Genomic DNA, 26,194 nt, shown 5'->3' with positions numbered 1-26,194 from the left:
AATGGTTATGCAAATTTAGGCTGGCATCTGATTGGATGGAGCTTGGGGCTTGGTAATGAATACCGTACAAGAATTAAAAGAAATTGAGGAAGCGATACTAAAAGCAAGCTCCGCCGGTACTCAACCGGCCGCTAAATGTATGCAGAGCCAAGAACAAGCACCTGTCCATACCGGTCTTCCTGAGCCGATTGCGATCATAGGATTATCCGGCTTTTTCCCGAAAAGCAACTCGGTTGACGAGTTCTGGCGCTTGCTGGATCAGGATGTTTCATTAATCGAGGAGATTCCGTCCAGCCGCTTTGACTGGCGAAAATTTTACGATCCGACCGGTAAAAAGGCGGGGGAAAGCCGGAGTAAATGGGGTGGCTTCATTCCCGACATTGCCGGGTTCGATCCGGCTTTTTTCAATATTCTGCCCGGTGAAGCCGTCACGATGGACCCTCGGCAACGTTTGTTGCTGATGTCGGCGTATCAGACATTTGCCGATGCCGGATACGCGCCGGAATCCCTGAAACAAAGCAAAACCGGCGTATTCGTTGCAATACAGGATAACGAGTATCTGCAACTGCTCAAAGATGCAGGAGTCGATACCGGGGAGTGGTACGCGCAAACCTGCCTGCTGGCAAACCGGATTTCCTATTTCTTCGATTTTCGCGGGGCCAGCGAAGTCGTCGATGCCCAATGCCCCGGAGCCGCCGTCGCAATACACCGCGCCGTCAGTGCCTTACGCAGCGGAGAAATAGATCAGGCGCTGGTAGGCGCTGCCAATCTGTTATTAAGGCCGGAGCCTTTTGCGTTGTTGTCGGATTCCGGGCAGTTAAGTCCCACCGATTCGGTCAATTCATTCGGTTTGCATGCGCAGGGACACTTGCGCGCGGAAGGCGTTGCAAGCCTGTTGCTGAAGCCGCTGTCCAAGGCGCTTGCCGATAAGGATTCGATTTACGCGCTGGTCAAGAATACCGCCGTCAACTATAACGGCCAGGGCGGCGCGTCGATTGCCGCGCCCAATACCGACAGCCATGTCGAACTGATTAAAACCTGTTACCGGCAAGTCAATATCGACCCGCGGCAGGTGCGTTATATCGAGGCTCAGGGTATGGGCAACGTCCTGGCCGACCTGGCCGAATGGCAGGCATTTAACCGTGCGCTGAAGGAAATGGCGCGGCAACAGCAGGTTTCGCTTGCTCCCGGTATGTGCAAGATCAGCACGGTCAAGCCGATGATGGGGCATATGGAGTCGGCATCGGCTTTGGGGGCTCTGTTCAAGGTCGTGCGCAGCATGCAGACCGGCGTCATTCACAAGATTGTCAATTTCACCGACTATCATCCTGACATGGACAGGGAAAACCAGCCCTGCACACTGGCGACAGAAACGGCAGCGTGGCCGCGGACAAATGTCGCCCGGCTGGCGGGTGTGCATTGTTACGGCATGGGCGGGATTAACGCGCATCTGTTGATAGAAGAATATGATCGGAGCCGGCACCAACACAACGACGCCGGTCAGAACGCTCGTGCAGAAGGGCGGGTAAGCCAAGGTGAATCGCCGGTGCTGATCGTATTATCGGCAAAAAGCGAGCCTTGCTTAACCGCAATGGTCGGACAGCTTTATCAATTTCTAGTTCAAGACGTCCAGCCGGCAAGTCTTAGCGATATCGCCTTTACCCTGCAGGTTGGCCGGGACGCATTGGAGCACCGTATCGCCTGGGTCGTGCAGTCGCAGCACGAACTGGTTAGCGGCTTGAAGAAATATCTCGGCAGCGCCGCTGAAACCGGCTGCGGACATGTTTATCAGGGGCAGGCGAAAGACACCTCGACCGGCCGACAAGCCCCGCTGACCGGGGACAATCTGCATGCGCTGGCCGCCTATTGGGTGAATGGCGGTTCCGTATCATGGGCGTCGTCTCTGTACAGCGGTAAAAATGTCCGCCGTGTGCGGCTGCCCGTTTATCCGTTCGACAAACAGCAGTACTGGATACGCACAGACAATACCGCAGATACATCGGTTTGTGCTGACGACAGGCAAACCGCAGAACACAGGATCAGGGACTACCTGGTTTCAATGCTCGGAGAAGCGTTGCAACTGCCGCCGGAGAAAATCAATCCAGAACAACATCTATACGATTTCGGCATCGATTCGATTATCGGCATGAAATTGCTGCGCGGTCTGGCACGCACATTTGATCTCGAAGTGCAGGGCAGGGATATGCTGGAATACCCGACCATACAAGCCTTGGCTCACTATCTTGGACGGCAGCTAAACCGGCAGCCGGATCAGCAGGTAGCGGGCAGTCCGGCAGTCCCGGAGCAGTCTCAACAGGCAACCGGGCAAACAGAGAGATTCCCGCTTTCTGAAGGCCAGAAAGGCTTGTGGACCTTGCAAAAGCTGGTCCCGGATATGAGCGCCTACAATATCCCGCTGTGCTTTCAGATCGCGCAGCCGGTTGATGTGGGGGGCTTAAAACAGGCCTGCCGTTTTTTGCTGGAGCAATACCCTATACTAGCCAGCGCGTTCGTCTCACAGGATAGAGAACTGATCCGGGAAACCCGTACAGAACCGGTATTGGCGCCTGTATCGATAATGGAACAGCAGGATGTTTCAGCACTGGACCCCGAGCAGTTGCTGGAGCACATCAGGACAATAGCCAGGATTCCGTTTGAACTGGACTCCGGCCCTTTGCTGCGCTTTCATTTGTTCAGCCGCGGCCCGGATGACAATTACCTGCTGCTGACTCTGCATCATATCGCTTTCGACGGCGGCTCGTTCCTGCCTGTGGTCGGCACATTGCTGAACGCGTATCAACAAATTTCGCAAGGGAAGACGCCAACATTGGCCGAAGCTGTCGATCATTACCCCGACTTTGTGCAATGGGAGCGGAAAATGCTGTCCGGCGCGGAAGGCCAAAAGCATCGCGCTTACTGGATGCAGCAGTTATCCGGTACACTGCCGGGCCTGAACCTGTTTACCGATTATCCCCGCGCCGCAAGCAGCCGTTTCGAGGGACGGACGCATTCAATCCGGCTTGATTCGGCGTTGAGCGGACAGATCAGGACATTTGCCCGGCAACAGCGGATGAACCTGTCCACGCTGTTTTTGGCGCTGTTTAACGTACTGCTACATCGCTATACCGGCCAGGACGACATCATTATCGGCATGCCGGAAAAAGGGCGCTCGCAGGAGCGTTTCGACAACGCGGTCGGGTATTTCATCAATATGCTGCCGATACGGAGCCGGGATCTGGGGCAAAAACCGTTCGCAGCCCTGATCCGTGAGTTGCAGCTGACCATGACCGATGCGCTGGATCATGCCGCCTATCCTTTCCCGGTGCTGGTCAGTGACTTGGGTATTGCACCGAACGAGGACTTTGCGCCGGTTTTTCAGGTTGCGTTCGAATATCAAAACGTGTTTTCCGCAGGCGATTTACTGACCTTTCGGCGGCAGTTCCAGGATGCCCTGTCGATAACGCTGATCGAAGAAATCGCCCAGGAAGGGGAGTACGAACTGGTCCTTGAAGTCAGGGAAGGCAACGAAGACTTTGTCCTGAACCTGAAATATAACCCGACCTTATTCAAGCCGTCGACCATCGCCAGACTGGCGGAGCATCTGGTCAACCTGGCCGGACAAGCCATTGCCCATCCGCAGCAAGTGCCGGCCGAGCTCGGCATGCTGGCCGACCAAGAACAAAAATTGTTGATCGATGACTGGAACAACACCGCAACAGACTACCCGACGCAGCAGTGCTTTCATCAATTATTCGAGCAACAGGCCCGGCTGACGCCGAATGCGGTTGCGGTTGTTTTTGAACGTCAGCAACTCAGCTACGCCGAGCTGGATCAGAAAAGTACGCAGCTGGCCAAATACCTGCAACAGGCCGGGGTGGAGCCGGATCGGCTGGTGGCCGTTTGCGTTGACCGCTCCGTTGACATGATGGTCGCCCTGCTGGGCGTCGCCAAATCCGGTGCGGCCTGGCTGCCAATGGATCCGCGCTATCCGGCCGACCGGCTGGGCTTTATGTTGCAGGACAGTCAGGCATCGATGGTGCTGACGCAGGCGGATTTCCGACAACAGCTGCACGATATTGCGGTCAAAGCCGGTCGAGCCGACATTCCGGTGCTTGCTCTGGACAGCCAATGGGACGGCATTGAGCGTCAGGCGCAGCATGTTGATTTGCGCCGGCAGGCGGATGCGGATCATCTGGCCTATGTGATTTATACATCGGGCAGCACCGGCGCTCCCAAAGGCGTCATGATCCGTCATCGGTCGCTGACCAATTTCCTGCTGTCAATGGCGAAAGAGCCCGGTTTCCAAGCCGGTGACAGGCTGTTGGCGGTCACCACCTACTGTTTCGATATTGCCGCGCTGGAACTGTTGCTGCCTCTGGTGCGCGGCGGATGCTGCTGCATTTGCGCGTCGGACAAACTGAACGACAGCGCCCGTCTGCAACAGGAGATAAAACGGCTGCAACCCACAGTCATGCAGGCCACGCCGTCCACCTGGACCCTGCTGTTTCACGGAGGCTGGCGCAACGAACAAGGCGTTAAAATACTGTGCGGCGGCGAGCCTTTGCCGCAAGCGTTAAAACAGCAATTTGCCGCCGGCGGCAGCGAGGCCTGGAATATGTACGGGCCTACCGAAACAACGATTTGGTCGACTGTTGCGCCTATTACGAACGACATGCCGATCAATATCGGCAAGCCCATCGCCAATACGCAGGTCTATATTGTCGATCACAACAACCGGGTGGCGCCGATAGGCCTGCCCGGCGAGCTCTGCATCGGCGGCGACGGCTTGGCTAAAGGTTACCTGAACAATCCGGGGCTGACCGCGGAAAAATTCATCGATAACCCGTTCAAACCGGGCAGCAGGCTGTACCGCACCGGCGATTTGGCGCGCTGGCGCGAGGACGGCGTGCTGGAGCATCTGGGGCGTTTGGATCATCAAGTCAAAATTCGCGGCTATCGCATAGAGCTCGGCGAAATAGAAAGCTGGCTTAACCGGCACCCGGAAATCCGGCAGAGCGTGGTTGTCGCCCGTGAACAGCAGGGCGGCAAGCAACTGGTCGCTTATTATGTAAAGCATTCGGATCAGGAGCTGTCGCAGGCGCAATTGCAGAATTATCTGGCCGAACAATTGCCGGACTACATGGTTCCGGCGATTTTTGTTGCGGTGCCGGAAATTCCGTTAATGGCCAACGGTAAAACCGATCGTAACGCGCTGGCGGCGCGGGAACCGGTTATCGAGCGCAAGGACAGCTACATTCCTCCGCAGTCGGAAATAGAACGGACGGTGCTGGCCATCTGGCAGGCATTGCTGAATATCGGGACCATCGGCGTTACCGACGGCTTTTTTGAGCTGGGCGGCAATTCGGTGTTGTCGGTGATGTTGGCGCAACGGATCAGCGAGGCGTTTGATGTTAAATTCAGCGCGCCGGATTTGTTTAAATACCCGACCGTGCAGGACATCAGCTTGTTCATCGGCAAGGCCGGAGGGCGCGAAACCGTTTCTCCTGCCGTGAAGCAGACAGCGCCAAATTTGAGCCTGTTTTCAACTGCAAGTAAACCGCGCATTGCTACAGATGCCAGAACCTACCCCGATTACTATCAGCACAGTCTGGCGATTATCGGCATGTCCTGTCATTTGCCGGGCGCTAAAAACCCGATGCAATTCTGGCGGAATTTACGCCAGGGCAAGGAAAGTTCGACGCTGCTTTCCGTCGATGAACTGCGTAACGCGGGCATTGCCGAAGAATTGATCAACAACCCGAATTTTGTCCCGCTGCAATACAGCATGGAAGGAAAAGACCTGTTCGATCCGGGCTTTTTCAATATTTCCCCTAAGAACGCCGCCTTCATGGACCCGCAATTTAGGATGCTGTTGCAGCATTCCTGGCAGGCGATCGAGGATGCCGGGTATGTTGCCGGGGAAATTCCCGAGACAGCGGTGTTCATGTCGGCCAGCAACAGTTTTTATAAAACGCTGCTGCATAATTCCGGGGCCGTAGACGCCGCGGACGAGTATGCCGCATGGATTGCCGGGCAGGGCGGAACCATTCCGACCATGATTTCCTATCAGCTGGGACTGAAAGGGCCGAGCTTTGCGGTGCATTCCAACTGTTCATCGTCGCTGGTCGGTTTGTATCTTGCCAACCAGAGCTTGCAGTTGAATGAGGCGAAATATGCGTTGATCGGCGGCGCAACCTTGTTTCCGATACCGGGCGCGGGCCATGTTTACCAGCCCGGTATGAATTTTTCCAGCGACGGCCACTGCAAGGCCTTCGATGCGTCCGCCGACGGGCTGGTCGGCGGCGAAGGCGTGGCGGTAGTGATGGTCAAAAAAGCCATCGATGCGATCGAGGACGGCGACCATATCTATGCGCTGGTGCGCGGCGTCGCGGTCAATAATGACGGTTCGGACAAGGCGGGTTTTTATGTGCCGAGCGTCAAGGGGCAGGCCGATGTGATTCAAAAGGTGATGAACGCCACCGGCGTTAATCCCGAAACTATCGGCTATGTCGAAGCGCACGGAACCGGCACCAAACTGGGCGACCCGGTCGAAGTGATGGCCTTGAACGAGGTTTATCAACGCTACACGGCAAAAAAACAGTTCTGCGGCATCGGTTCGGTTAAACCCAATATTGGCCATCTGGATACCGCAGCCGGACTGGCCGGCGTCATCAAGGTTGCGCTCAGTTTGCAGCACGGTGAAATTCCGCCGTCGATCAACTACAAAACCCCAAACCCGGAGATCGACTTTACATCTTCCGCTTTTCGCGTAGTCGACAAGCTGACCGAATGGCCCAACAGTAGCGAGCCGCGCCGTGCGGCGCTAAGTTCGTTCGGCATCGGCGGAACCAATGCGCATGCGATACTCGAGGAATATCGGTCGCTATCGACAAGACGCGACATCGCTACGCCGCAGGAACCTGCTCAAGGTGATCAGGTCATAGTGCTGTCGGCCAAAACCGAAGCGCAGCTAAAGACCTATGCCGCCAAGTTGTTGCAGACTATTGAGACAGAGCTTGATACTCTGCAAGTCAGGCTACAGGATCTGGCTTTTACCCTGCAATTAGGACGCGAGGCCATGTCCTGGCGGGTTGCGTTCCGGGTTGCCGGGATCAGCGAACTGGCCGGTAAACTGAAGCGGTTTACTGCGGGCGCTGCCGCGATCGAAGACTGCTTTCAGGGACAAGCCAAATCAGCCGGTGACGCGACGGCGCTTCCGGTCGATCATGAGGACGGTAATGATCTGGTTTCCCTATGGCTGGCGCGCGGCCGTCTGGATAAAGTCGCCAGAGCCTGGGCAAGCGGTCTGGATTTTGACTGGTCGTTGTTGCATCGGGACAGTGCGTGCCGCCGTATCAGTCTGCCGACCTATCCGTTTGCGGAGGAACGCTACTGGGTCGAAGCAATGCCGGGCGACAGCCGGAATTCCAAACCGGCTCCATTCATGCAGGCCGATGCAGCCAATGCGGTGCTGATTGCACACCCGCTATGGAAACAGAAAACAGCTGACACGACGATAAAACCGCCGGTTTACGGTCGGCATCTGGTCATGCATTACGGCTTGGATGCGACGGTTCGAACCGTCCTTCAAACGCGGATGCAAGGCGCTGATTGTATTGAGTTGCAGCCGACCGGCACTACACCGGCGCAGCGGTATCAATCGGTCTGTATGCAGGTTTTCGACGTCATTAAACGGCTTGCCGCGGACAATGCCCAGAACACGCTGATTCAGGTTGTGCTGGCCGGGGACGGAGAACAGCAGCTCTATGCCGGCCTGTCCGGGCTGCTGAAAACCGCCAGGCTGGAAAATCCGAAAATGATTGCCCAGCTTATTGTTACCGGCTCCGACAATAGCGCAGAGTCTCTGGCGGTGAAACTGACGGAGAACAGTTTTTGCCCGGATGACAGTTATATCCGTTACCAGCCGCAGCGCACGATCATTGATTGGGAAACCCTGGCAAGCGATCAAAGGCCTGCTTTGCCGTGGAAAGAGCGCGGCGTTTACCTGCTTACCGGCGGCGCAGGCGGCCTGGGTATAGTATTCGCGGAGGAAATCGCAAGGCAAGTACAACAGGCGACGCTGGTTCTGGTTAACCGGTCGGAATTGACGGCGCGGCAACTGCAACGGCTTGAGACGCTCAGAACAAAAGGCATTAACGTTGTCTGCGAACAGGCCGATGTCAGCTGTGAGCAGGATGTTGACGCATTGATTGCGGATATTATCCGGCAGTTTGGAACGATTGACGGCATCCTGCATGGCGCAGGCGTTATTCAGGACAACTTTATCCTGAATAAGTCAGTCGCAGAGTTTGAAGCGGTGCTTGCCGCCAAAGTTGCCGGTACCGTGAATCTGGACAGTGCCGCGCGCGATCTCGAACTGGACTTTTTTGTCTTGTTTTCGTCGGCAGCGGCGGTACTGGGCAGCGCAGGACAGGCCGATTATTGCGCGGCCAACGCCTTTATGGACGCCTTTGCCCATTATCGCAATGAGCAGGTGGCCGCGAAACAGCGCCGGGGTCATACCCTGGCGATCGATTGGCCGCTCTGGCAACATGGCGGCATGCGCATCGATACTGCCGCAGAGCAGGCGATGCGGCAGGCGACCGGGCTTGTTCCGATGCGGAGCGAAGCCGGCATTCAGGCTCTATACCGGAGCTTGGCCTCAGGCCGGGCGCAGACGCTGGTGCTGGAGGGTGATGCAGCCTCAATCCAACGTTTGCTGGCTGCCGGGCAATCGCGAATTGAGGTCGCGCCGAAGACAGCGGATTTAAGCGTAACAGTCGACAGCGGCACGCTCCGGCAAAAAACCGTTCAACAATTGAAGTCTCTGCTGTCGGAAACCGTCAGGATGCCTTCGGAACGCATTCAAGCACACGAACCGATGGAAAAATACGGCATCGATTCGATTGCGATCACCCAGCTGAATCAAAAACTGGAAAAAGTTTTCGGAAGTATTTCCAAGACCTTGTTTTATCAATACCAGACAGTGGATGCGTTGGCGGGGTATCTGGCTGCCGATTATCCCGACGCCTGTCTGGCCTGGACCGGACAAAGCGCGACAACAGCCGAAAGGTCGGTTGAGCGCAATATTGCTGAGTTACGCGAAAAGCCCTCTCCAGAGGGAGAGGGTTGGGTGAGGGGAAATCAGAATAAGAAACAAAACCTATTTAAATCCCCTCATCCCAACCTTCTCCCTGAGGGAGAAGGGGTAAATTGGGACGCTTCAATGCAGTCGTCCACAGTACAAGAGCCAATCGCCATTATCGGCATTAGCGGCCGTTATCCGCAGGCCGACACGCTGGAAGCTTTTTGGGAAAACCTGAAAACGGGCAAGGATTGCATCAGCGAGATTCCGCCGGATCGTTGGCCGATGCAGAATTTTTTCGACGCCGATCCGAAACATGCGGTGGCTTCAGGCAAGAGCTACAGCAAGTGGGGCGGCTTTCTCGACAGTTTTGCCGATTTCGATCCGCTGTTTTTCAATATTTCCCCGCGCGAAGCGCTGACGATCGACCCGCAGGAGCGCCTGTTTTTGCAATGCGCTTGGCAGGCTTTGGAAGACGCCGGTTATACGCGGGAAACCTTGCGGCAGAATGTCGGCGTTTTTACCGGTATCACCAAAACCGGCTTCGATTTGTACGGCCCTGAGCTATGGCGGCAAGGCCGTATCGTATTCCCGCATACGTCATTCAGCTCGGTCGCCAATCGCATTTCCTATTGCCTGAACCTGCACGGCCCCAGCATGCCGATTGACACCATGTGCTCATCGGCATTAACGGCGATCCATGAAGCCTGCCAGCATATCCGCCACGGCGACTGCGATATGGCGATTGCCGGCGGGGTGAATTTATACCTGCATCCGTCGACTTATGTCGGCCTGTGTTCGGTATATATGCTGTCCAGGGACGGGCAATGCAAAAGCTTCGGCAAAGGCGGCAACGGTTTCGTGCCGGGCGAGGGCGTCGGCGCGGTGCTGCTGAAACGGCTGTCCCAGGCGGTACGGGACGGCGACCCCATTCATGCGGTCATCCGCGGCAGCAGCGTCAATCACGGCGGCAAAACCAACGGCTATACCGTACCCAACCCCAATGCACAGGCGGAGTTGATCAGGGATACTTTGCAAAAAGCGGGCGTCGATGCACGAACCGTAAGTTATATGGAAGCGCACGGCACCGGCACGGAGCTGGGCGACCCGATCGAGATGACCGGCTTGACCGAGGCGTTCCGGCATGACACAAACGAGACCGGGTTCTGCGCGCTGGGTTCGGTCAAGTCCAATATGGGCCACCTGGAAGCGGCCGCAGGCATGGCCGGGTTAAGCAAAATCATACTGCAAATGCGGCATGGCCAAATTGCGCCCAGTCTGCATGCGCGGCAGTTAAACCCGAATATCGATTTTGCAGCCACGCCTTTTACCGTTCAGCAGCAACTTGCCGACTGGCGGCGGCCAACGCTGACGATTGACGGCGAAACCCGCGAATTTCCAAGAAGGGCCGGTCTTTCCTCATTCGGCGCGGGCGGTTCAAACGCCCATCTGGTGATCGAGGAATACATACAGCCGGATGTCCGGCCAATGCCGGAGATCATCAGGCCGGAGTCTCGGGCGGTCATTGTGTTGTCGGCAAAAACCGACGAACGGCTGCATCAGGTTGCCGCCAATTTGCTCGCTTTCCTGAACGAAAACGAAGCGGATCTGCATAATATCGCTTACACCTTGCAGGTCGGGCGCGAAGCCCTGGATGAGCGGCTGGGCTTGGCGGCGTCTTCGCTAGCGGAACTTAAACAAAAACTGGCCGGGTTCCTCGATGCCGGAGACGACACGCAGGATATTTGTCGCGGCAAGATTCAGCGCAACAAGGACGCATTCGTCGCGCTGGCCGATGACGAAGAATTTCAGGACACGGTCGACAAATGGATCGCGCGGGGCAAATACACCAAGCTGCTGGATTTCTGGGTCAAAGGGCTGTCTGTCGATTGGGCTAAACTTTACCCGGATAAAAAACCGCAGCGTATTCACCTGCCGGTCTATCCGTTCGCCAAGCAGCGATATTGGCTGGATGTTGACGCCGATAACCTACAGGCATCGGCGACAGACGCGGATGATTCCGGCGAGGTTGCCGCGCAACAGGCAGAATTGATCATGATGCGCCCGGTGTGGGATGCACTGACGCCTAAAGACTGCGCGGTATTCCCGTCCGCCACATCAAGGCTGGCGATTGTCGGCGGCACCGACAGCCAAAAACAGGCGGTCCGTCAGCAGTACAACAGTGCAATCGATCTGGCCATAGCGCCGGGGCAAGACATACAAGCGACAACTGAGCAGTTGCAGCAACTGGAACGGCTGGATCATATCGTCTGGATTGCGCCGCATTGCGAATTGCGGGCGGTGACAGGCGAGCAGATCATCAGCGCGCAGCAAGACGGCGTCATGCAATTGTTCCGGCTGGTCAAAGCCTTGCTGGCTTCGGGTTATGCCGATGCCGACTTGGGGCTGACAGTGATTACCACTCAGGCGCTGGCGGTTTGCGACCGGGACAGCGTTAACCCGGTTCACGCCGCCGTGCATGGGCTGGCCGGCAGCATGGCCAAGGAATATCCGACATGGAAGCTAAGAGCACTGGATGTGGCCGCCGAGGAGAGCTGGCCGGTAGCGGGAATGTGGCGCTTGCCGCCGCATCCGCAGGGGGAAAGTTATGCCCGGCGCGGGCAGGACTGGCTGCAACAAAAGCTGGCGCCGCTGCGCGATGCTGCGGCTAGTGCGGACGTCTACCGCCAGCAAGGGGTTTATGTCGTGATCGGCGGAGCCGGAGGGCTCGGCGAAACCTGGAGCAGGGCGATGATCCGGGATTATCAGGCCAGCATTATCTGGCTGGGCAGGTCCGAAAAGGATGCCGCGATTCAGGCCAAACTGGACGCCTTAGCCGAATACGGCGCTACGCCGGAATATATCCAGGCCGACGCCCGCGATCCCGAAGCAATGCAGCAAGCTTACCGGCAGATCAAGCAGCGCCACGGCAACATTCACGGCCTGATTGTATCGACATTGGGCGAATACGATCAGAGCCTGGCGCAAATGCCGGAGGATTTGTTCCGCGATATTTTGTCGGTCAAGCTCGACGTCGATGTGCGGGCCGTGCAGTTGTTCCAGGACGAACCGCTGGATTTTGTCGTGTTTTTTTCCTCGATGGTTGCGTTCGGCAGAAGCGGAGGCATGAGTGCTTACGCATCGGCCTGCGTGTTTAATGACGCGTTTGCCCGGCAGCTGGCCCATGAATGGGCTTGCGCGGTCAAGGTCATCAATTGGGGCTACTGGGATGTTGGCGGCGGGACGCGCATTTCCGGCGCGCTGAAAAACCTGGTCGAACAGCGCGGCGTGCAACCGATCGACGCCGCGCAAGGCTTGGCTGCGTTGAAAACCCTGCTGGGCGGGCCGATGCGGCAACTGGCCGTGACCCGGACCAGTAAGCCGGAGCTGATAGAAACTTTCGCTAGCGATGAATGGACGGCGTGTGGGAGCGACAAGTTCCCCTCCTGTATGGACAGCATCGAAGCCTATCGCCCGATACAGGCCGCGCCGGAGGAAAACCCGAGCACCGGACAGCTTAACGACTGGATCGTAAAGCTGCTGTTTGTGCAATTGCAGGCTATGGGGCTTTTCCTGCCGGGCCATCGGGACGATCCGGCGGCAATGCGCAAGCGGGCGGGCATTCTCGATAAATACGACCGCTGGTGGCGGGAGAGCCTGAATATCCTGCAGGAACGGGGCTATCTGCGTATCGACGACGGCTGCTTTGTGCCGGACGAAAACGCCGGATGCGAGTCGCAACAACAAGTGTGGCGGGACTGGAAAACCCAAAAGCAACATTACCTGAACCAGCCGGAAACCCGAACGCTGGCGGTGCTGGTCGACGACTGTCTAAGCCAGTTGCCGGAGGTGTTGCGCGGCACAACGCTGGTAACCGATGTGCTGTTCCCCAACGGCTCCATGGACAAGATCGAGGGCCTGTACAAAAACAACCGAGTCTGCGATTACTTCAATGACGTTGTCGCCGGAGTGGCCGAGACCTACATCAGGCAACGCATCAACGACGACCCGGCAGCCAGGATACGGATTATCGAGATCGGCGCCGGAACCGGCGGCACCACATCGACGGTGTTGCCGCACCTGAATCCGTTGCGGCAGTACATAGACGAATATTGCTATACCGATATGTCCAGGTCGTTTTTTAACCATGCCAAACTGCGTTACGGCACGGAATATCCGTACCTAAGCTACAAATTGTGCAATATCGAGCAGCCGCTGGCCCAGCAGGACATCGCCGTCGGCAGTTACGATATAGCCATCGCGACCAACGTGCTGCATGCGACCCGAAGCATGCGCAATACCTTGCGCAACGCCAAAGCGGCATTGCGCGGCAACGGCATTCTGGTCTTGAACGAGATCAGCGACAAGACCGTATTCGCGTCGGTATTGTTCGGCTTGATCGACGGCTGGTCGTTGGCTGAGGACGGGCATTTGCGCATCCCCGGAAGCCCCGGACTGTTTCCTGAAAGCTGGCGGACATTGCTGCATCAGGAAGGGTTCAGGTCGGTATTGTTTCCGGCCGAAGCCGATCATGCGCTGGGACAGCAGATTATCGTCGCGGACAGCGACGGCATGATCAGGCAGCAAGTTGCAGATCAAGGCCGGATTCAAAAACAACCCGCTCAGGCTGAAGCGGTTGCCGAGCCGGTAGCGGCAGAAGTGCAATCCGTTGATGTCGTCCAGCCTGAAACAGAAAACAAGCCGGATGCGGCCGAAACGGTGCAAAGCCTGATTCTGGATAGCCTGGCGTCAGCATTGAGCATAAGCCGGGACATGATCGAGCCGGATGTGCCGTTCTCTGACTACGGTATCGATTCGATACTAGGGGTCGGCTTTATCCAGCAGCTCAATAATGCGCTGTCCCTGTCGATGAACACCACGATCCTGTTCGATTATGCGACGGTCGAACGCCTGACCGGACACATCATCGCGGACAACCGGCACAGTATCCGCGTTGAAACCAGTCCGGCAGACGCCGCAGAAATGCGCAAACCGGCGGCAGTACCGGCGCAAGCCTCGACGCCTTTGCATTGCGTGCTCACACGGACGGTTGAACCGGAGCCTGCGCCGCAGCCGCCAGCCCGGCAGGGGCGAGACTCGCTACAGATGGACGGTATCGCCGTGATCGGCATGTCGGGCCAGTTTCCCGGCGCGAAAAATGTCGATGAGTTTTGGCGGAACATGATTTCAGGCGTCGATCCGGTGACTGAACTGCCGGAGCATTATCTGGGCGAGCAGCGTTACAGTCCCGAAAAACAGCCCGGTAAAAGCTATTGTAAATGGGGCGGGGTTCTGGAAGGACGGGACTGCTTCGATCCGATGTTCTTCAATATTTCGCCACGGGAAGCGGAGTCGATGAACCCGCACCAGCGCCTGATCTTGCAGGAAAGCTGGAAAGCGCTGGAAGACGCCGGTTATAACCCGAAATCGCTGGCGGACAGCCGAACCGGGATTTTTGTCGGCTCCGAGCCGACCGGCTATGTGCATGAAACCTTTACCGGCGCGTCCGAAGCCATCGTCGCATCGAGGCTGTCTTATTTCCTGAATTTGAAGGGCCCGGCCTTTGTCGTCAATACCGGTTGTTCGTCGTCCGGCGTGGCGCTGCATCTGGCCTGCGAAAGCCTGCGCAACCACGAGTCCGATCTTGCGCTGTCCGGCGGCGTTTTTGCGGTGATGGGACAGACTATCCTGGTTGGCTTGGCGCAGACCGACATGCTGACCCACAAAGGACGCTGCTTTGCGTTTGACGCCGACGCCGACGGCATGGTGATGTCGGAAGGCGTCGGCATGGTGGCTTTGAAACGCCTGGATCAGGCGCTCGCCGACGGCGACGCCATCTACGGCGTCATACGGGGCTCAGGCATTAATCAGGACGGCGCCAGCAACGGCATTACCGCGCCAAACGGCATCGCTCAGCAGCAATTGATTGCCGACGTCTACCGGCGCTACAACATAGACCCGGAACGGATCAGCTATATCGAAACGCACGGCACCGGTACCCAGCTGGGCGATCCGATCGAAGCCAATGCGCTGGCGCGGGCTTTCAGGGAGTTTACCGATAAGACGCATTATTGCGCGATAGGCAGCGCCAAGTCGCATATCGGGCACACCTCGTCAAACTCCGGCGTGACCGGGCTGATTAGCCTGTTGCTGTCGTTAAAACATCATAAGCAGCCGGGGCTGAGGCATTTTAAACGGCTTAATCCGCTGATCGACTTTGAACGGTCGGCGTTTTATCCGAGTACGCAACAGTCGGAATGGCGCTCGACCAACGGCAAGCCGTTGATGGCGGCGATGAATTCTTTCGGTCACGGCGGCACCAATGTTCATCTGGTTGTCGAAGAATTTGTCGGCGGCAACGCAGAACCGGGCCATAGCGACAGTGCATGGCCTGAATTGATTGTATTGTCGGCGAAAGACGAAGCCCGGCTGACTGAGATGGCGGCCAATCTGAACAACTTTGTCAAACAGTCAATCGAGGGCCGGTTCAGCGGCGAGGCTGTGTCGCTGGCTGACATCGCCTATACCTTGCAGAGCGGGCGCGAAGCAATGGAACAGCGCGTTGCATTCGTGGTTCGCAGCCTTACCGAATTAACCGGCGCGCTGGCTGCATTTTTGAACAATGATGCTGACGGCGGAAAGCTGTGGACCGGCTATGTCGAACCGAAGCGTAACAAGAAAGACCGCAGTCAACATGAAACTGAAATTTCCCAGTGGCTTGCCGATGGCGCGCTGGACAATCTGGCGGCGTCCTGGGTGCAAGGCGCTGAAATAGACTGGCTGAAGTTGCGTCGGGACAGCAAGGCCCGCCGGATTCATTTGCCGAGCTATCCGTTTGCACGCGAGCGTTACTGGAAGCCGAATGAGGTTTCCGGCACTCTATCCGGGCAGGAACTCGCGGTTCATACCAATGCGCGGTTGCATCCGTTGGTGCAGCGCAATATCTCCACGCTTTATCAGCAACGCTTTCAGACAACTTTTACCGGCGCCGAGTTTTTCCTGTCCGATCATATCGTACAGGGACAAAAACTGCTGCCCGGCGTCGCCTATCTGGAAATGGCCAGGGCGGCGGTCAGCTATGCGTTGGGCCACGAGCAGCAGTTTCATGCGCTAAGACTTAACAATATCATCTGGACCAAGCCGCTCGCGGTAACGGACGGGGCGGTAGAGGTTGAAATCAGCCTGAACGCGGAAGCAAACGGTTCGATCGGTTATCAGATAAGCTCAGGACAGGCGCAGCTGCATCATCAGGGCGTGGCGCTTGCCGAAGCGCCAGCGACGCCGGAGCCGCTGGATTTATCCGCCTTGCGGGCCGATATTGACCAAACAGGCGTAACGGCTGATTTATGCTACGCGGCGCTGGAGTCGGCAGGCGTCTGTTACGGCCCGGCGCAAAAAGGCTTGCAGAGCGTTTATACCGGGCGTAACCAGGTGCTGGCTAAACTGGTTGTGCCGGATGTTATCGCCGATACCGCAGAATTGTACGCGCTGCATCCGGCGATCATGGATTCCGCGCTGCAAGCGACAATCGCGCTGGCGTTGGTCGGGCGGACGGGCGAGTCCGGCCAGCGGCCGGTGTTGTTGCCTTTTGCGCTGGAGTCGCTGGAAGTCTTCGCTCCATGCAGGCCGATCATGTGGACCTGGATACGCGCTTCTGCAACGCCTGCGGCAGGCGATGACTTGCACAAACTTGATATTGATCTGTGCACCGGACACGGCGAAGTATGCGTGCGTATGCTGGGCTTTACCTCCAGGGTATTGTCCGGGGATCGAATCCCTCCTGTTGACAGCGAAGATACCGGTCGTGCCGCACTGCATCCGTTGCTGCATTCGCAGGATGCCGATGGACAGCGGTTTTCCACGCGTTTTACCGGCAACGAGTTTTTCCTGAGGGATCACAGCGGCATGTTGCCGGGAGCGGTGTATCTGGAAATGGCGCGGGCGGCAGCGCATTGCGGTGACGGCAGCATTTACGGGCTAAGTCATATCGTCTGGCCCAAACCGATGCTGGTCAATGAGCAGGGCAGCGGCCTGATAACGCGGCTGACGCCTGACGGTTTCTCGATTACTACACGGCAGGGTGATGGAGACAGCATCCATTGTCAGGGGAAAATAATAACTGATTCGGCCGCACCGGAAACCGGCGCTGAATTTGACATTGAAGCCATTCAATCCCGCTGCGGATCAGTGCTCAGCCGGAAGCAATGCGACCGGCTGCTGGACTCTACGCATGGTCCCGCTTTGCTGAGTATCGAGCACCTTCGTTATAACGACCGGGAAGCGCTGGCCCTGCTTGAACTGGCGGACGAACTGAAACCCGGCCAGGCAGATTATGTTCTGCATCCGAGCCTATTGAACGGGGCGATATTAACCGGCGTGGTGTGGACGCTGACCGGCCGCCCCGGAGCGGCGTTGCCGATGCCGTTCAGCATGGATCAATTACGGATTTACCGGCCGCTTCCGCAGCAGATTTATGCGTATGTGCGCAGACATGGCGAAGTTGGGCCATCAGGCAACATTGAGACTGTCGACATTGACCTGCTCGATAGCCAAGGCTTGCGCTTGGCGTCGCTGCAAGGCTTTACCACCGTGTTTGCGCAGCAGGATGACGAACTGGTGTTTGCAACGCCGGAATGGCGGGATCAATCGTTGTCCGAGCCGGTTCAGCCGGTTCAGCCGGTTCGGACGGCAGCGCCGGTTTTTATCCTGGCTGAACACCAGCATGCGCTGCATAAAGCATTGCAGGCAAAATGGCCGACGGCTCAGATTGAAGTCATGCCAGACTTGGGCGAAGACCTTGCGATAGGCTTTCAATGCTGTTTCCTGCAACTGTTTAGACGCTGCCGGCAAATCATCAACGAAAAATCCAGCGGTATTCAGCCGTTGTTATTGCTGATTCCGCACAGTGAGCAGGCGGCGCTGTACGGCGGCTTGAGCGGGCTGCTGAAAACAGTCCGGCTTGAACATCCCCGGATTGCGGCAAAAACCGTTGGTTATCAATTGGCCGATGATGCGGCTATCACGCGGTTTGTCAGCCGGCTGGCGGCGGAAGTCGACTCAATCCGCGGCGATGTCGAAATCCGTTACGGCAGCGATGGACAGAGGCAAGTCAGGACATTGACCGAAGTCAACCTGCCGGACAGCGGCGCGCAGAGCCCGGTGTTCAAGCCCGGCGATGTGATCTGGATTACCGGCGGCCTGGGCGGCGTCGGGCGCTTGCTGGCGCGTTATCTGGGCGTGGACAGCAAAGCCCGGCTGGTGCTCAGCGGACGTTCGGAACTTGATACAGGCAACGAACAATTCATCAACGCCTTGAAGCAGCAAGGCGCGGAGCTGATTTACCTGCAAGCCGATATAGCGCAAACCGAATCCGTCACGGACGCGTTGAAGCGCATAGAACAGCATTACGGCCGGTTGAATGGAATCATTCATAGCGCCGGAGTTATCGAGGATGACTACATCGTCAACAAAACCGATACCCAGATCGAGCGCGTGCTGCGTCCGAAGATTGCAGGTATTTTGGCATTGGATGCGGCGACACGGCATCTGCCGCTGGACTACATGGCTCTGTTTTCGTCCATTGCCGGGGCTCTGGGCAATCCGGGGCAGGCGGACTATGCCGGGGCCAACGCCTTTTTGGACGGCTTTGCACAGTACCGCAACGACCAAGTGCGGCAAGGCAAATGCGCCGGAAAAACGCTGTCGCTGAACTGGCCGCTATGGCGGGACGGCGGCATGCGGATGGGGCGGCAAAACGAAGTGCTGATGCGGCAGGCCACCGGCATGGCGGCAATGGATACCGAATCCGGTTTGCGCGCGCTGGAGCAAAGTTTGTCCGGCGACACTGCGCAGGTGCTGGTCGCCTATGGCGATAAGGTCGGCATCCGTAACAAGCTGCTTGCGTTCCAATATGATGCGGTCGAAACCGGGCCTGCCGTAGATGGCGATAATGACAGCCAGCAACAGAAACTGATGCAGTCGGTGTCAGCCGAACTGATCCGGGTGGTCGCCGAAGTTCAGCGTATCCGGCCCGAAAAAATCGCCTTGTCGCGCGATTTGTCCGCCTATGGTTTTGATTCGATCAGCTTTACCGAATTCGCGAACGCGCTGAACAAGGTTTACGCGCTGTCATTGATGCCGACGCTGTTTTTTGAAATCCCGGATCTGGCTGCGCTGGCCGGTTATTTGATAGCTCATCACCAACAGGCGTTGTTGAAAAAATACGGTTTGGACAAGCCGCAGGCGGTTGCGGAAACTTTCAGGCCCGATGCCGTTGAATGCAGTCAGCCTGCCGTAGACAAGGGCGATAATGGCGACAGGCAACAGCAACTGACGCAATCGGTGTCCGCCGAACTGATCCGGCTGGTCGCCGAAGTTCAGCGTATCCCGCCCGAAAAAATCGCCTTGTCGCGCGATTTGTCCGCCTATGGTTTTGATTCGATCAGCTTTACCGAATTTGCGAACGCGCTGAACAAGGTTTACGCACTGTCGTTGATGCCGACGTTGTTTTTCGAAATACCGGATTTGGCCTCGCTGGCCGGGTATCTGATACGCCATCATCAACCTGCGTTGTTGAAAAAATACGGTTTGGACAGGCAGCAGCCGGTTGTAGAGGTCGCGGAGCCGAAAGTCGCACAGCCGGGACGTTTCCGGTTGCAGGAAGCGGTACCGGCTGCAAGCAAGGCGCCTGTTGTCGATACAGACGCGATTGCGGTGATCGGGATTGGCGGCAAATTCCCCGGCTCGACCGACCTGGGTGATTTCTGGCGGCAGTTGCAGGCTAACCGGGATTTGATTACCGAGGTGCCGAAACAGCGTTGGGACTGGCGTGAAATATACGGCGACCCGCACCAGCAGCCCGGCAAAACCAAAGTCAAATGGGGCGGTTTCATTGCCGATGCCGACTGCTTCGACGCCCGCTTTTTCGGCATCTCGCCGGTCGAAGCCGAGGCGTTGGATCCGCAATTTAGGTTGTTCCTGGAAACCGTATGGGCGACGCTGGAGGACGCGGGTTATCCGGCCGGCGCATTGGCCGGCAGCAAAACCGGCGTTTTCGCGGGCGTCGCGACAGCCGATTACAAGGATTTATGGTGCGAAGCCCGGCTCAAAGGAACGATCCGGTCGCTGACCGAGCCGTTTCCGTTCATGATCGCCAACCGCGTCTCCTACTGGTTCAATTTTCATGGCCCCAGCGAGGTGATAGACACGGCCTGTTCCAGTTCGCTGATAGCGGTCAACAGGGCGATCGAGAGCATCAGGCAGGGCAACTGCGACATCGCGCTGGCCGGCGGCGTCAACGTTCTGGGCAGCCCGAGGCTTACCATTGCGTCCAGTCAGGCGGGCATGCTGAGCGAGGACGGGCGCTGCATGACCTTCGATCAGCGGGCCAACGGTTATGTGCGCAGCGAAGGCGTCGCGGTGCTGCTGTTGAAACCGCTGCATAAGGCCATTGCCGATAACGACAGAATCTACGGCCTGATCCGGGGCAGCGGCGAGAACCACGGCGGCCGCTCGGCTTCGCCTACCGCGCCCAATGCAGCCGCGCAAAAGCAACTGCTGGTCGATGTCTACAGCCGCGCCGGGATCGATCCCCGCACCGTCAGTTATATAGAGGCCCACGGCACCGGCACCGTGCTCGGCGATCCGGTCGAGGTCAACGGCCTGAAAGCCGCGTTCGCCGAATTGTATCAGCGCCGGGGACTGACCGTACCGGCGCAAGCCTATTGCGGACTGAACTCGGTCAAAGCCAATGTCGGCCACCTGGAAGCGGCGTCCGGCGCTGCGGGCATCATTAAGGTGCTGTTGATGCTGAAACACCGAATGATACCGGGCAACCCGCATTTGCAGACGCCGAATCCGTATCTGCAACTGGACGGGACGCCTTTTTATCTGGCCCGCGAAACCCGTGACTGGAAACAGCCGAGCGATCAAAACGGGAATCCGTTGCCCAGACGGGCAGGCGTCAGCAGCTTTGGCGTCGGCGGTTCCAATGCCCACGTCATTATCGAAGAGTATCAGGGCAACGCCGGGCAGCGTAGCGAGCCGGTAACCGGCGACTCACCGGTATTGATTGTCCTGTCGGCGAAAAACGAACAGCGTCTGCGCGATTACGCGGACAGGCTGTTGCAATTCGTCCGCAACGAGCAACAATCCGTTAACTTGCGCGATATGGCCTATACGCTGCAAGTAGGCCGCGAAGCCATGCCGCATCGCTTGGCTTTTCAGGCCGCCTCGCTTGATCAGCTGGAGCAAAAGTTGCAGGCCTTTATCGAACAGCCGACACCGGTTGAAGGCATTCACAGGGGGCAGGCCAAACCTTACGATGACGGGATGACGGTGTTTTCGGACGACGAAGATATGGCCGTCACTTTCGATGCCTGGATTGAAAAAGGCAAAGTCGACAAGCTGCTGGCGGCCTGGGTTAACGGGCTTGAGTTTGACTGGCTCAGGCTGTACAGCGGCTGCAAACCGGCGCGCATCGGCCTGCCGACTTACCCATTTGCCCGTGAGCGTTATTGGATACCGGCTGGGGAACCTGTTACGGAAACCGAAAGCAGCCAAGCGCAGCCTCTGGAAGAGGCTGCACAGGCAGATCAGACCGGCGATTTGCTGACTTTTGAAGAGGTCTGGTCCGAATCGCCGCTGACAAACGGATCTGCCGACTCAATTAAAACATTGCTGTGTTTCGTTTCGGGACAACAGAATCAGCAAGCCATTGTCGAGCAGACTCATCAACTCTGTCCCCAAACCCGAGTGCTCTTTGTTGAGCGGGGCATCGGTGCGGCTCTGGTTTCCGAGGGACGCTACCGGATCGACGCCGATAACGCCGAGACCTATGTCCAGGCGTTTAACTTGATTCGCGGCGCTGAGGGCGAGGTGGATGCGGTTCTTTATTTATGGCCGCTGGAAGATCCGCGTTGCGTAAGGAATGCATCCTATGTGTTGCACCTGTTGCAGGCAATGGCCGCGGCAGGGCTCAAGCCCACTAAACTGATTCTGTCAGGCGCGTATGCCGATGCGCTGGAGAGCTGCTACCTGGATGCGTGGGTCGCTTTTGAACGCTCTTTAGGGCTGGTGTTGCCGGATACGCAAGTGGCGGTCATCTTCCGGGAAGCGGATGAAGGGAGCCGGAACGTCCCGATGCAGGAATGGCTGCGGACACTCTGGGACGAACTTCAGGAACCGCAACTGCGCAGCGCATGTTATCGGCAACAGGCCCGCTATACGGCTAAGGTGCAGCCGGTTGATTTGCAGCCGTCCGAAGGCAGCCTGCTGAAACAGGGCGGCACTTACCTGATTACCGGCGGCTGCGGCGGTCTGGGCATGATCTTCGCCGAGCATCTGGCCAGGAACTATGCGGCCAATCTGGTTCTGACCGGCCGTTCCGCGTTGGATGCGGAAAAACTAAGTAATCTGCAAAGACTGGAAAGCTACGGTGCGCATGTGCTCTATGTGCAGGCCGATGTGGCCGATTTTGCGGCCATGCAGGCGGGTATCGAACAGGCACAGCAGCGTTTCGGCGATATTAACGGCGTGTTGCATATCGCCGGTATCAGCGGTGCGGACACAGTGTTGGAAACGAAACCTGCGGATTTCCAGCGGGTGCTGGATGCCAAGATTGCCGGTACAAAGTTGCTGGATAGCGTGCTGGCAACGCAGACGCCGGATTTTGTCTGCTATTTTTCCTCGTCATCGGCGATTCTAGGCGATTTCGGCTCCTGCGACTATGCGCTGGGCAACCGCTTCCAAACAGCGTATGCGCACTACCGGAACAGCCGTTATCCCGGCAAAACCTTCGTTATCAACTGGCCGCTGTGGCGGGACGGCGGTTTGCAGGTCGGCGACAGCGAGCAGACCCGGTTCTATCTTAAATCCAGCGGGCAACGCAGTCTGGAATCGAATGAAGGCGTCAGGCTTTTCGAGCAGCTGCTGGCGCAGGACAAAACCCAGTTTTTGGTACTGGCCGGACAAGCGGAACGAATCCGGCGCATCATTGATCTGAACCCTACCGATTTAAACCCTGTCAGATCCGAGTCAGTTCCGGTGGTTGCGGACGTTGCCGCGGATAGTGGCAGGCGCGCCGGGATGAAAGGACTCAGCGTCGAGCAATGCATCAACCATGATTTAAAAGAACAGATCTGCGACCTGCTCAAAACCAAGCGCGATGAACTCGATGCCGACAGCAATCTGGCGGATTTCGGTTTCGATTCGATCAGTCTGGCCGAATTCGCCAGAGCTCTGAGCCGCCATTATTCGCTTGAAATAACGCCGTCGGTGTTTTTCAGCTATGCCACATTGCGGAAGTTGACGGCTTATTTTTTCACCGAGCACCGGCAGGCGATGCAGGCGTTTTATCAGCAGCCGGATGCCGAGTCTCCGCCTGCCGTTATCGAGACCGTTGCAAAGCCGGGTATTCAACCCGTGGTTGCCGTTCCGGCAGACCGGCCTGAGACGGACATCAACGAGCCGATTGCGATTATCGGCATCAGCGGACGCTTCCCGAAGGCGCGCAATGTCGACGAGTTATGGCAAATCCTGGAGCAGGGCGAAGATGCCGTTGACGAGATTCCATCCGACCGTTTCGACTGGCGGCAATATTACGGCGATTCGGCCAATAATAGCGAAAAGACCAACAGCAAGTGGTGCGGCTGCATTCCCGGCATTGCCGAGTTCGATCCGCTGTTTTTTGAAATCTCTCCATTGGAAGCTGAGCGGATGGACCCACGGCAGCGTCATTTGCTGCAAGAATCATGGCTGGCGCTGGAAAATGCGGGTTACGGCCCCGAGCAGATCGCACGTTATAAAATCGGCATGTTTGTCGGCGTTGAGGACGGCAGCGATTATCAACAGCGATTGAAGCAAGTGAGTCTGACCTCGACCCATAACGGCATTCTTGCCTCGCGGCTGGCGTACTTCCTGAACCTGAAAGGCCCGATCATGGCGCTTAATACCGCCTGTTCCTCGTCGCTGGTCGCGGCGCATCAAGCCTGCCTGAGTTTGCGCCAGAATGAATGCGATACCGCGATTGCCGCGGGCGTCAACCTGATGGTATCGCCGGCGGCCTATGTCGGCATGACCCAGGCCGGCATGTTGTCGCCGGATGGAAAATGCTACGTTTTCGACCAGCGCGCCAACGGCATGGTGCCCGGCGAGGCGGTTGCGGTGGTCGTGCTCAAACGCCTGTCCAGGGCGCTTGCCGACGGCGATCCGATTCATGGCGTGATCCGCGGCAGCGGCATTAATTATGACGGCAAAACCAACGGCATCACTGCGCCCAGCGGCGCGTCGCAAACCGAACTGCTGGCCGATGTTTATCAAAAAGCCTGCCTGAAACCGGAGGATATTGACTACGTTGTGACCCACGGCACCGGCACCCAGCTGGGCGATCCGGTCGAGATCAACGCGCTGTACGATGCGTTTAAGGGCAGCACGGACAAGCAGGGCTTTTGCGCGCTGACCTCAACCAAAAGCAATTTCGGCCACACCTTTGCCGCATCCGGTCTGGTCAGCCTGATCAGTCTTGTCCAGGCGCTAAAATATGAAACGATTCCGGCCAGCCTGCATTGCGAACAGGAGAACGATTATATCCGCTGGCGGGAAAGCCCGTTCTATGTCAACAAACGGAAAAAAGCCTGGACCAAACAGCCGGGACAGCTGCGTATCGGCGCGGTTAGCGCTTTCGGCATGAGCGGCACCAATGCGCATATGGTGCTGCAAAATCATGTCGCCGAACCGCCGCTGGCGGCAGCATCCTCGCCGTATTACCTGCTGGCGGTTTCGGCAAAAACCGAGTCTGCGTTACAGGAACAAATCCGGCAAATGGTCGCGTATCTGCAAAAGCCTGAATCGGCTCGGCAGGCACTGGACAGTATCAGTTACACCTTGCTGCAGGGGCGGCATCACTTCCAGCATCGCTGCGCGATCGTGGTTTCCGATGTTCAGCATGCGGTTGAAACCTGGAGCCGGGCGGTTAATCGGGAGATCGGCGGCGATTGTTGCCGCGGCGTCGTCAGCCGCGAATTTACCGGCCAGAAAGCGATAAGCCATTACATCACGGACCTTACCGAGCAGGGCTCGGGGTTGTTGGACAAGGCGGATGAATACCGGGACATGCTGCTGGCGCTGGCGGATTTTTATTGCCAGGGTTACGACATCCCGTGGCACAACCTGTATCCGGTGACACCCCGGCGCGTCAGTTTGCCGGGCTATCCTTTTGCCAGGGAACATTACTGGATTGATGAGGAGCCTGAGCAGGCCCCGGTTGTAGTCGAAGCCCCTGAAGCCAGGCTGCACCCGCTGGTACACCGGAATATTTCCAGCCTGCAAAAACAGCAGTTTGCCTCTGCATTTACCGGCGATGAGCGTTATCTGGTGCGCTATCGGCAGGCGCAACAGCAGCTCATCCCGGCGTTGTTTTATCCTGAAATGGCCCGGTTTGCGGCCGAACAGGCAACGGGGCGGCCGGTTGCCGGGCTGAAAAACATGGTTTGGGGAACGCCGCTGGTTTATCGGCAGGGCGGCGAACAGACGTTGACCGTCGGCCTGCACAAAAAGGATGCGGATATTCTTTATTCGATCGATATGGACGGGCAGCAGGAAGCCTGCAACCACTTCGGCGAAGTCATCATCGACAGCTCCGTTATACAGTTGCCTGAATCGCTTGATTTTTCACGGCTGCGGGCCGGAATGCAACGGATGGAGCCGGATACCGTTCCGGCGGATCAGGCTGCCGCAGCTATAGCCGATATTTACTGTAGCGGAACGGAGCTGCTGGCGACGCTGAACCTGCCTGGAAATGCCAACGATCAGATCAAAGGCATGCTGTTCCAGCCGCTGTTCATCAATGCGGCGTGGCGATTGGTCCAGGTTTTCGCCCGGAACAGCTCAGGCTGGAACGGATCGGCATTATTGCCGTTTTCACTGCAACGGATAGCGGCGTCCGGGGCGCTGCCTGATCGGCTTGTGCTGCATCTGGTGCGTAAAGGCGGTACTATTGAGCATCAGCAAAAATACGATATGACGTTCTACGATGCGAATGGAAAAGCGTGTTTGCATATGCAGGATTTGACCGTCACCACACAAGACCGGCTGTTTAACATTTCGATTTAA

At 57.3% G+C, this 26,194-nt stretch carries 1 protein-coding gene; it reads left to right on the top strand.

Annotation, left to right across the window (positions count from 1 at the left end; all coding sequences use genetic code 11):
* Positions 1 to 55 precede the first annotated feature (55 nt).
* Positions 56 to 26,194: an amino acid adenylation domain-containing protein gene (locus V3O24_RS09210; protein ID WP_331307029.1), complete on the top strand. Its 26,139-nt coding sequence runs from the start codon at positions 56 to 58 to the stop codon at positions 26,192 to 26,194.

This window comes from Methylobacter sp. Wu8 (assembly GCF_036440755.1).
Taxonomy (GTDB): domain Bacteria; phylum Pseudomonadota; class Gammaproteobacteria; order Methylococcales; family Methylomonadaceae; genus Methylobacter_A; species Methylobacter_A tundripaludum_A.
The sequence above is the reverse complement of the archived record's forward strand: the minus strand, read 5'-3'. Positions and strand labels throughout refer to the sequence as shown.

What these genes read in the sequence shown, in the direction of transcription:
- V3O24_RS09210 (WP_331307029.1), top strand. Translation starts at nt 56, where the DNA reads ATGAATACCGTACAAGAATTAAAAGAAATTGAGGAAGCGATACTAAAA.